Annotated in this window: 8 protein-coding genes; 7 read left to right on the forward strand and 1 reads right to left on the reverse strand. The window is 51.6% G+C overall.

The window, feature by feature from the left end; all coding sequences use genetic code 11:
• The first annotated feature begins 48 nt into the window (after positions 1-48).
• Positions 49-1,674, forward strand: coding sequence for a leucyl aminopeptidase (locus ACZYR9_RS05900; protein ID WP_488977541.1), 1,626 nt, complete (start codon positions 49-51; stop codon positions 1,672-1,674).
• A 136-nt stretch (positions 1,675-1,810) separates the two neighbouring features.
• On the opposite strand, the gene ACZYR9_RS05905 is transcribed toward ACZYR9_RS05900, so the two are convergent.
• Entirely contained in the window at positions 1,811-2,389 is a 579-nt protein-coding gene (locus ACZYR9_RS05905; RefSeq protein ID WP_488977542.1) for a hypothetical protein, read from the reverse strand.
• 334 nt (positions 2,390-2,723) lie between these two features.
• On the opposite strand from ACZYR9_RS05905, the gene ACZYR9_RS05910 reads away from it, so the two are divergent.
• From ACZYR9_RS05910 to ACZYR9_RS05935, 6 genes are all read left to right on the forward strand, one after another.
• Positions 2,724-2,885: a hypothetical protein gene (locus ACZYR9_RS05910; RefSeq protein WP_488977543.1), complete on the forward strand. Its 162-nt coding sequence runs from the start codon at positions 2,724-2,726 to the stop codon at positions 2,883-2,885.
• A gap of 44 nt (positions 2,886-2,929) precedes the next feature.
• The gene (locus tag ACZYR9_RS05915) at positions 2,930-5,116 is read left to right on the forward strand and encodes a PAS domain-containing protein (RefSeq protein ID WP_488977544.1); all 2,187 of its coding nucleotides are present in this window, start codon (positions 2,930-2,932) and stop codon (positions 5,114-5,116) included.
• An 11-nt stretch (positions 5,117-5,127) separates the two neighbouring features.
• Positions 5,128-5,721, forward strand: coding sequence for a sulfite oxidase-like oxidoreductase (locus tag ACZYR9_RS05920; RefSeq protein WP_488977598.1), 594 nt, complete (start codon positions 5,128-5,130; stop codon positions 5,719-5,721).
• A gap of 147 nt (positions 5,722-5,868) precedes the next feature.
• Positions 5,869-6,588: a YebC/PmpR family DNA-binding transcriptional regulator gene (locus tag ACZYR9_RS05925; RefSeq protein ID WP_488977545.1), complete on the forward strand. Its 720-nt coding sequence runs from the start codon at positions 5,869-5,871 to the stop codon at positions 6,586-6,588.
• Between the two features lie 160 nt (positions 6,589-6,748).
• Positions 6,749-9,835 (forward strand): hybrid sensor histidine kinase/response regulator, encoded by a 3,087-nt coding sequence (locus tag ACZYR9_RS05930; protein WP_488977546.1) that lies wholly within the window; start codon positions 6,749-6,751, stop codon positions 9,833-9,835.
• A 19-nt stretch (positions 9,836-9,854) separates the two neighbouring features.
• A complete protein-coding gene (locus tag ACZYR9_RS05935) occupies positions 9,855-10,997 on the forward strand; it encodes a response regulator (protein WP_488977547.1) in 1,143 nt (380 codons plus the stop codon).
• Positions 10,998-11,179: the final 182 nt, after the last annotated feature.

Here is an 11,179-nt window from a genome sequence, read left to right on the forward strand (position 1 = left end):
ATAGATAAACCCCAGTATGCGGGAATCTGTGCCCGCCGGGATGGAGGAATGAACGAAGTGCAACGGCTTGACCGGTTGGTAACGCAAGAAATCAGCATGAAGATTCGTCCGGTTTGGGATGAACCGCAAGAAGGCAACGGTGCGGGATTCGCTGCGGGCGCTGCAGAGGCGCTCGCGGTATTTATTACGCGGGAAGCGCTGGAGTCGGACGCGTGGACGGCTGCTGCCGGCGTGCAGGTGCCGGCGGCGATCGTCGGCGCCGTCCGCGAGCTCGCGGCGCGCGGACGGTTCTCGGGCCGCCTCGGGGAAACCGAGGCGCTGCCCGCGCTTGGCCTGATGCCGGGCTATCAGGCCCTGCTTTTGTGCGGGCTGGGCGAGGCCGCCCGCGCCCAAAGCACAGACGCCTGGCGGGACGCCGGCGTCTATGCGGCGCGCGCTGCGCTCGGCCATGGGCTCGAGCGCCTGGCGGCGCCGCTGCCGCGCGCCGGGCGCGCGGCCGTTCGCGAGCTCGCGTACGCGCTCGCGGAAGGGCTTTGGCTCGGCTGCTACCGCATGCCGAGCTTCGCCGCCACGCGCGGTGCGCAGCAGCCGCCCGCACTCAAGGAGGTCGCCCTGCTGTGCGGCAGGGCGACAGCGGACGAGCGCGCTGCGCTTACGCGCTCGCTGGAAGCCGCGTACGCCATGGCCCTGGCGACGCATTACGCGCGCGATCTCACGAATCTGCCCGGCAACTATCTGGTGCCGGATACGCTCGCTCGCGAGGCGCAAAACCTGGCCGCCCGTTACGGATTGGAATGCACGGTGCTCGATGAGCACGGCATTGCCGAGCAGGGTATGGGCGGCCTGGCCGCCGTCGGCGGGGGAAGCGTCAACCCGCCGCGAATGATCGCCATCCGTTACCGCGGGACGGATGAGGAGAACGCCGAGGTGATCGGCCTCGTCGGCAAAGGAATTACGTTTGATACGGGCGGGATTTCCCTGAAGAAGCCCGAAGGAATGGAAGAGATGATCAGCGATATGGGCGGCGCCGCGGTGCTGCTCGGTCTCATTCACGTCTTGGGGCGGCTGAAGCCCTCGGTCCATGCGGTCATCGTGATCCCTGCCGCGGAGAACATGCCGTCCGGCTCCGCCTTCAAGCCGGGAGATGTCATCACCGTGATGAACGGACAGACGGTGGAAATACTGAACACCGATGCGGAGGGGCGCGTCGTGCTTGCCGACGGGGTGCTGTACGCCAAAGCGCTGGGAGCCGCCCGTCTTATTGATGTGGCTACGCTGACCGGGGCGGTGCTTGTTAGCTTTGCCGATGTAGCGACCGGCGCCGTATCCAACGACGAGCCGTTCCTGCAGGAGCTGCTGTCGTATGCGCGGCAGGCCGGAGAGAAGGTATGGCCCTTTCCCAATTATCCCGAGTATCACGACATGCTGAAAAGCCGGGTGGCCGATATTAAAAATTCCACGTCACGGGATCGCTGGGCGGGAAGCATCACCGCAGGGCTTTTCATCGGCTTTTTCGCGGGGACTGCTCCCTGGGTGCATCTGGATACCGGCGGCACGGCATGGCTTTGGAGCGAACGGGGGACGGAGCCGCAGGGAGGTACGGGAGCCTTGGTGCGGACATTGGGGCATTACCTGTGCCGATCCTTAACGGCTGAAGGGATATTGGACTTATAGGAAGGGCTCAAACAGACAGTGAAAAAATAGCGGATACAATAAGCGCCTCATCGGCCGTTATCTCCTCATGAAGGGGCCCGACATCGGGATGAAGTCTTCTTCCCATCCGCTATTTCTGAATGTAAAGCGCGGCGCCTTAAGCCTGCAGCTGTTTTCCGGTTCCGGAGGGTACCTCGTTTGGGGGCATATATGCCATGATCACAGCCTCCAGATCGCTCATGCGAATCAGCAGCCGCGTCACTTCGTCAGTCGTATATGACAAGCTTGCGGTGCGCTGAGCGAGCTGGCTGAGATCGATGCCGACCCATCCCTGCATGCGGGGATGGACGGACAAATCAAAGGGGAGTACTGTTAGAGAAGCTTCCCTGTTGGCCTCACCGGGTGTTTCGGCAAGCTCAGGCTTCTGGCTGATTTGCTTCCAATGGAAATACAGCTTGCGGGTTTCCCGTTTCCAACGGATATACCCGGGGGTAAACGATATGGCAAGCATGGTATGGCTGCCGATCGTAAGCTTGGCAAATCGGATATTTTTGTTGTTGGCCGCATTGACATACTGATGCTTGACCATATCGGGCAGCAGCGGCACAATCACAACCGGAAGGGCACTTGCTGCGTATAAATAATTAGCGGATTCATAATAAATGGCAATGCCCAACAAAGTGATGAATGTGATAACGGAGAGACTGAGCCATAAAGCTTTGGACTTCCATTTCAATGTGAATTCCCCCAGATGTTTAGCCTTGTGAGTTTAGATATGCCTATTTATCTTATCATAATGCCTTTGGCCTTTGTAGTCGTTGGTTGGTCGGAAACTTGTGAATTAATTGTAATTTTTATCACCTTCATCCATGATACACTATAATTGAAAACTGGATTTTTTGATCTTTAGCTAAGGCTAGGGGGGATGATCGTTATCGTTTTGCGACCGATAAGAAACAGCTTGCAAGGCAAGGGCCATGCGTTCTCATCCCATTCGAAAACGGGCCCGTCTGAAAAGTACGATCCTGCTGCTTAAAGCAGGCTGATCCGGCGGGTGAGGGAGGATGCCGATGCTTCACAAACGGCTGCTGCAGTTCGATAGCAACGGTTCGCCTTTGGTGGCGGAGCCCGTTCTTTTCTCGTTTGCCTTTGGGAAGTCTAACGGTCCGTCTCACAAAAGGTTCTCAGTATATCGTTCTGCAGAGCGGCTGTACCCGTTACTTAGGGCTTGATATCGTATTCGCGGGTTGATTTGCGGAGGAGGTAACGATGATCTATGGAGCAGAACGCATGGTTTGAACACAGTTTTACATTTGCGCCTGCCGGAATGGCGTTGATCTCAATAGACGGAAGCTTTGTTAAAGTGAACCAAGCTTTTTCCCGATTGTTAGGCTACACGGAGGATGAGCTGCTTAAGATGAAGGAAGCCGACATCACGTTTCACGGCGATCCGTACGCAGCGTCTGTCCTCTCCAGATTATCGGCTGCGGCATTTGCTCATCCGATGGAAAAACGGTACATTCATAAACAGGGTCATGCTCTCCGCGTATCGCTCCAGCTATCGATGATACCAGATGATCCGGATGGACCGCGATATGTACATCTATTTGTATGCGGGCCTCCGGTCGAAAACGGGGTCAAAGCCCTCATTCCGGAAGCTTGCGAGCTGCATGAGCTGATTTCGGAGCATTGCCAGGATATCATCAGCTATAGTGTGGACAGAATCTTCCAATATGTTTCTCCCTATGCGATCTGGAAGCATCTAGGCTACAAGCCGCAGGACATGCTGGGCAGGCATGTGAAGGAATTCCTGCATCCTGAGGATGTATGGCTGCTTTCCCGACAAAAAATATTGGACGAGGAAAGCTGCAACTGCCGTTTACGCAGAAAAGACGGAAGCTATGTCTGGTTTGAAGTGACGGTAAAGCGGATTCGGGATACGGACGGAACGGGTCAAAAAGCGATCTACGTTGCCCGGGATATCTCAGATCGTGAACATGTGCTGGCGGCACTGCGTGACAGCCAGCGCAGCTTGGCGGAGGCGCAGCGGATTGCAGGCCTTGGCAGCTGGGAATGGGATATTTCAACAAACAGGGTCACCCTCTCGGATGAGTCGTATCGTATTTTTGAATCGGATGCTCATGCGTTTGAAGGAACGTTCGAGAAGTTTTTGGAGCAGATCCATCCTGAAGACAGGGAGACGGTTTATACAGCGGTTCAAGGAGCCTCGGCCGGAAACCCGATTCATTTGGACTGCAGTACCTTGTTGAAGAATAACAAGATAAAGCACATTCGGATCCAAGGCGTCGCTTCCATGAATTCAAAGGGCCGGGCGGTTAAGCTTCATGGGACGGTTCAGGATATTACAAGCCAAAAGCTGATGCTTCAAATGCTGGAAGAAAGCGTGGACAGATACACCTCGCTTAAAAAATATAATCTGGATGCGATCGTTTCACTGAACATGAACGGGGTGTTTACTTCCGCCAATCCGGCCGCTGAGCATATAACCGGTTATTCGGCGATGGATCTGATGGGTATGCATTTTACAGATTTGGTGCACAAGGATGAAGCGGAATGGGCAAAACACTTGTTTCATCGCATCATGAACGAGGGCTATTTTGCCAGCACCGAGATCCGGATTTACCACAGGAAGGGGAATATCATCCATCTTCTGGTGACACCTGCGCCAATTTATGTAGGACGAAGACAGGCTGGCTGTTATATCATCGCCAAAGACATTACGGAGCAAAAGCGTAAAGATGAACTGCTGCTTAAATCGGAGAAGCTGACCATCGCCGGACAGCTCGCTGCCGGTGTCGCTCACGAAATACGCAATCCGTTGACGGCCTTGAAGGGCTTTGTTCAGCTCATGAGCCGTTCAGCGGAATACTACAGCAAATATTTGCCGATCATGTTAGAAGAGCTCGAACGTATTGAACTGATTATCAGCGAGCTGCTGATGTTGGCCAAGCCGCAGGCGAACCAGATGAAAGCGGCGGATTTGTCCGTCATATTACATGATGTGGTGCTTCTTCTAGGGGCGCAAGCGGCTCTCCAAAACATTGAAATCAGCATGAAACCGCCTGCCGGAAAGCTTATGATTCTTTGCGATCGGGGACAAATTAAACAGGTTTTCATTAATTTTTTGAAAAATGCAATGGAATCGATGGCAGATGGCGGTAACATAGACATCATGGTGAAATCGGCAGGCGGCAGTTATGCGGTTGTTCGTATTAAAGATCAAGGGTGCGGAATATCCAAGGAACAGCTTCGGGTGATCGGCGAGCCATTCTATTCCACCAAGGAAGCCGGTACCGGTCTCGGACTTTTGGTCAGTCACAAGATTATCGAGCATCATGGAGGAAGAATTGATATTCAGAGCGAAATCAATGTGGGAACGACGATTGAAGTGACTTTTCCTGTTGCATCACATGAGGATGGAACCATTCACGATAAGGAGTGAAAAACATGAGCATGGAACAATCATCGCAAGGCAGATCTTTGGCGGATCGGATCCCTCCCGGTCAGACGTTGACCAACGGCTTTCCGGTGCTGCATTACGGAGACGTGCCTTATTATAGGGATATGAGCAAGTGGAATTTGCGGATTTTTGGTTTGGTGGAGGAAGAGCTGACCCTTAGCTATAACGAATTTATGGGACTGCCGCGGGAAGAATTCAAAAACGACATCCACTGTGTGACCACTTGGTCGAAGCTGGATAATGTTTGGGAAGGCGTTGCCGTGTCTACGATCATGGAGCGCGTAAAGCTGAAGCCGGAAGCGCATTATGTGATGCTGCACGCGGAGCAGGGCTGGACGACGAACCTGCCGATCGCAGATTTTCTCCGCGGGACCAGCTTCTTCGGCATCAAGCATGGCGGGGAATTGTTGACACCTGAGCACGGATATCCGGTCCGCATGGTCGTTCCGCACCTGTACTTCTGGAAGAGCGCCAAATGGCTCCGCGGCATTGAGTTTATGGAGAAGGATAAGCCCGGCTTCTGGGAGCGTAACGGTTATCACATGTACGGCGATCCCTTCAAGGAACAAAGATACGATTTTGATTGAAGGGTGCTTAAGAAGAGCTCACTTGGTTTAGAGACCTGACTGAGCTCTTTTTTGTGCTGATTTGCGGTTGGATGGATCTATAAATTGAACAGGCTTTATATCAGGTATATAATAGATAAAAAACAATAACAAGAAAGCGGGAAGAGCATGGGCCGTAAATGGAATAATATTAAAGAGAAAAAAGCGTCAAAGGATGCCAATACGAGTCGTATTTATGCAAAATTTGGTCTCGAAATCTATGTGGCTGCAAAGAAGGGCGAACCGGATCCGGAATCGAATCAAGCCTTGAGATTCGTACTTGAGCGGGCGAAAACATACAATGTACCGAAAGCGATCATAGACCGCGCGATTGAAAAAGCAAAAGGCAGCTCTGATGAAAACTATGAAGAGCTTCGATATGAAGGCTTTGGACCGAATGGATCCATGGTCATTGTGGATGCTTTGACGAATAACGTCAACCGCACCGCTTCGTCTGTACGTGCTGCATTTACCAAAAACGGCGGGAATATGGGAGTTAGCGGCTCGGTAAGCTATATGTTTGATAATACGGCTGTTATTGGTGTAGAGGGTAAAACCGCTGATGAAGTGATGGAGCTATTAGTGGAAGCCGATGTAGACGTACGTGATATTCTTGAGGAAGAGGAGAATGTGGTCGTTTATGCCGAGCCTGACGCATTCCATGAAGTACAAGAAGCATTCAAAAAGGCCGGTATCCATGATTTTACCGTTGCAGAGCTAACCATGCTCGCACAAAATTACGTAACACTTCCGGAAGGTACTCAGGCGCAATTTGAAAAATTGATCGATGCATTAGAGGATCTCGAAGACGTTCAACAAGTATATCACAATGTGGAGTTCGAGGAGTAGCCTTTCACAATAGCGAGAAAGTCCTGGTCATTTAGGGGCTTTCTTTTTTTTGTGGAAAAAGCCATTTTGGCAGAGAGAATTGGAAATGGTTTACACAGGATTTTCACCCCCGAAACTCGAATTATGTAGTAACCGAAGGGATCATTTGAGGAGATTTGTTGTGAAAAAGCATTGGATTAAGCTGGTTGTCAGTTTATTGCTCGTCACCATTGTCCCCGTCTTGTGGTATCTCCAGAACATGAACTCCCTGCACGACAGTCCGCGGGCAGCCGCAGGAACCATGGATTTATCGAATTGGGATTTTACAGCAAACGGTACCGTGCCTTTGCGCGGAGAGTGGGAGTTTTATCCGAAGCAATGGATTGCTCCGGGGCAGCTTGAACCATCCCTCAAGCCTTCAGGCTTTATATCTGTTCCGGGAAAATGGGATGAAAAGATATCGGAAGATGGGAAGCGTCATCCGTTCGGCTTTGGAACTTATCGGCTGCTCATCCATCTGGATAACGCTCATGAGAAAATTTACGGAATCCATACTACCAATATTCGGATGGCAAACCGTGTGTTTCTTAACGGGCAGGAGGTCGGAGCCAGCGGTAGTCCCGGCTCCTCGCCGAACGGGGAAAAGGCCAATAACGTCCCTTATACAGGGTTTCAAACCATTAAAGGCAATACGGTGGAAGTTGTGGTGCATGTCTCGAATTTTACCTATTCATCGAGCGGGGGGATGGTTTTACCGATTGAATTTGGGGACCAGCCATCGGTCATGAGAAGCCGGGAGTCCGCGTTGTTTTATGATGTGCTGACCTCCGCGGGCTTTTTGCTCCCCGCCATTTATTTTTTCCTCCTGAATCGGCTGCGAAGGCAGGACCGCGCCTTGTTTCATCTTGCTTTCTTTTGTATTTGCACATTGATTTACGTGCTTACTCACGGGGAAAAACTGGGTGTGGCTATATGGCACGGGCTGCCGTATGAGATCGTGCTGCGGGTTCAGCTGATTTCGTCGACATTGGGCTATTTTTTTCTTCTCCGCTATGTGGCTGCCACGGTTCCGAAGGCCACGAATCCAATCGTGCTCCATCTGTTTACAGTTGCCGCATCGTTCTTGGTGCTGTCAAGTCTGGCTCTTCCGACAGGGGTTTTCACACAGTGGGAGCTGCCGATCATCGGTTTTGGATTTGCGAGTGTAACGTACGTGCTGTATATCATATTGATCGTAGGCCGGCGCCTGAAGGGGGGAAGCGATTTTTGGGTGCTGGTCAGCTTGCAGAGCATTTTGGTCTTTATTCTTGTAAATATCCTGTATTTGCTGGGTGTGGATTTTGGTCCCGTGGTGATGATGTACGAATTACTCCTCTTTGTTCTGGCACAGGCGCTGATACAGGCGAAGCGGTTCGCCCGATCCTTCAATGAGGTCGAGCAGTTGTCTCAGAAGCTGCTTACGCTCGACGGACTCAAGGATGAATTTATGGCTAACACCTCTCATGAACTGCGTACGCCGCTGCATGGGATCGTCAATATGGCACAATCGATGGTTGAAGGCGCGGCAGGACAGCTCAATGCCGAACAAAAAAAACATCTATCCGTAATTATTTCGACGGGGAAACGATTGTCCTCGCTGATTAACGATATTATCGATTTTGCCAAGCTGAAAAACGGAGAAATTATCTTGAAACGCGACGCGGTTGAGTTCCGGGCGGTCGCCCACTCCGTGCTGGAAATCATCCGGCATTTGGCCGGGAAGAAGGACATTCGCTTCGTGATGGAATGGCCGGACGATTTGCCGCGGATGGATACCGACGAGGAGCGGCTGCAGCAAATTTTGTATAATTTGCTGGGGAATGCTGTGAAATTTACCCGAGAAGGGGAAATACGGATGAAAGCGGAAGCGTTCGGGGGACAAGTCAAGGTTTCCGTTATGGATACGGGAATCGGGATTGCGAAGGAGCGGTTTGACGATATATTCAAATCGTTCGATCAAGGCGGCTCGGCCATTCACCGTGAGTATAGCGGAACGGGCCTGGGATTGAGCATCACGAAGAAGCTGGTTGAGCTTAACGGAGGCAGGCTGTGGGTGGATTCGGAGCTTGGGCGCGGCTCCACGTTTTATTTTATGCTGCCGGCTGCAGATGACCATAGGTTAGAGCGGAGGCAAAAGCCCGTTCCGGTCATGGAAGAAGCTCTCGTTGAGGTTTCTGCAGCCGTGAGGGTGGAATCTCCTCGGATAGGAAGGAGGGGAACATACGCAGGCTGTGTGTTGATCGTAGACGACGATCCTGTCAACCTGCAAGTGCTGGACAGCTTATTGTCTGTGGAAAATTATAAGATTATGGCGTTCGATAATGGGGTTGATGCACTTGAGGCGCTCAACCGGGGCTTGGACACCGATGTTGTTATTGCCGACTGGATGATGCCGGGAATGACAGGACTAGAGCTCTGCAAAGGAATCCGCGATCGGTTTTCGTTATCCGACCTGCCGATCCTTATGCTGACGGCGAGAAGCCGTCCGGTGGATATCGAGCTGGGTTTCCAAGCCGGGGTAAACGATTTTTTAAGCAAGCCGGTGGATGCCGGAGAGCTGCGGGCCCGCGTTCGGACTCTGCTGGAGCTGCGCAGGTCGGTGCAGTCTTCGATCCGGACAGAGATGGCCTTCTTGCAGGCGCAAATTAGACCTCATTTCTTATACAACGCATTAAATACGATCATTGCGACTTGTCCGACGGACCCCGACCAAGCGGTAAATCTGCTGCTCGAGTTGAGCCAATACTTGCGAAGCAGCTTTGATTTTCAGAATCAGGAGCAGCTGACGCCGCTGCAGAGGGAACTGGAGCTGGTAAAATCGTATTTGCATCTGGAGAAGGCCCGCTTCGATGATCGGCTTCAGATCCAATTTGAAGTCGATGAATCGCTCCAGGTCCTCATTCCTCCGCTCAGCATTCAGCCGATCGTGGAAAATGCGGTAAGGCATGGCGTGATGAAAAGGGCGGAGGGCGGTACAATTCAAGTAAAGGTCCAATCAGAGGAGAACGGGTTTACGGTGCTTGTCGAAGACGATGGCATCGGGATTCCGCAGCATAAGCTGGATTCGATGTTGTCAGATCACAAGAAAAGCGGCTCCGTCGGATTGATGAATATTCATAAACGGCTGTTGACATTATACGGGAAAGGCTTAGTGATTGAGAGTGAGTGGAAGCGCGGTACCAGGGTAAGCTTCAGTGTCCCCCATACGGTCTCATGGCGCGAAAAATAAACACGAATGGAGGTGAACTATGGTGAGGGCCATTCTGATAGACGATGAAAAACCGGCGCTGCTCCAGCTCGAACGGCTGCTGGAAGCAGACGGCCGCTTTCAAATCGAAGGAAAATTCACTTCCGCACAAGCCGGTTTGGAGCATCTGCGGCGGCAGGGAACGGACGTCGTCTTTCTTGACATCGATATGCCTGAAATGAACGGTCTGGAGGCGGCGGAACGGATTCAGCAGATCAACGCCGACACCCGCATTGTGTATGTGACGGCTTATGCCAATTACGCCGTTGAAGCTTTTGAGCTGTACGCGTTGGATTATTTGCTGAAGCCGGTTAATCCGAGCCGCTTGGACAAAACGCTGGACCGGACCGCCGCCGTACTTCGTCAGCGAAATGTGTTGGCCATAACGGCACCTGTAAAGGAAAAGCGGGTGAGCTGCTTTAAGCGGCTGACGCTTTACGATGGAGTGGATACGGCCAAAGATATTAGATGGAGAACGACAAAAGCAAAGGAGCTGTTTGCCTTCTTACTCCATCACAAAGGGCAGTGGATATCCAAGGATCGGCTTCTCGAAGCGTTATGGCCCGACACCCTTCAGGATAAGGCGATGACTCATTTGCACACCTCCATTTATCAAATCCGCAAATTGATGAAGGAGTGGGGAGTTCGTGCAAAGATAGAATATGCGCTTGATAGCTATCGTTTATCGGCCGATGAGATTGTGACAGACGTGCAGCTGCTTGAGGAAATTCCGGAGGAAGAAGCAATAACGGAACATAACAGGGAGCACCGCGATAACATTTTGAATTTGTACAGCGGTGATTACTTGGAGGAGCATGATTTTTCGTGGGCCGTTACGAAAAGGCAGGAGCTCTTGAATCGATATCTCCGTCAGTCGCTTACTATGGCGCAGTATGAGCTGGATACAGGGCGGGAGAGGCTGGCGGTACAAAGGCTGCGGCGGCTGCAGGATAAAGAGCCTTATTCGGAAGACATATGCGAAATGCTGCTAACCGCTTACGCGCAGAACAATGATTACAAAGCTATGCGAAGCCATTATGAGTCTTTTGTCCGCCTCATACGAATGGATTTAGACAAAAATCCGGAAAAACTAACAAAAGATTGGCTGGAGCAGCTGATCGATTTTAAATCAATTCAGAAATAATCGAAAGAGAAGCCTTTCCTTACGGGGAAAGCTTCTCTTTTTTCATTACCTGACATGATGTTCAGAATTGGTTCAGAGAAGGCAGGTATAGTACACATATAGACATAAATACCTAAATTGAGACTAAAGGAAGGTAGATTCATGACGAACGGTGTAGAACCGTATGAAAAAAGGGATCTATG

The organism is Paenibacillus sp. F024, from assembly GCF_057814255.1.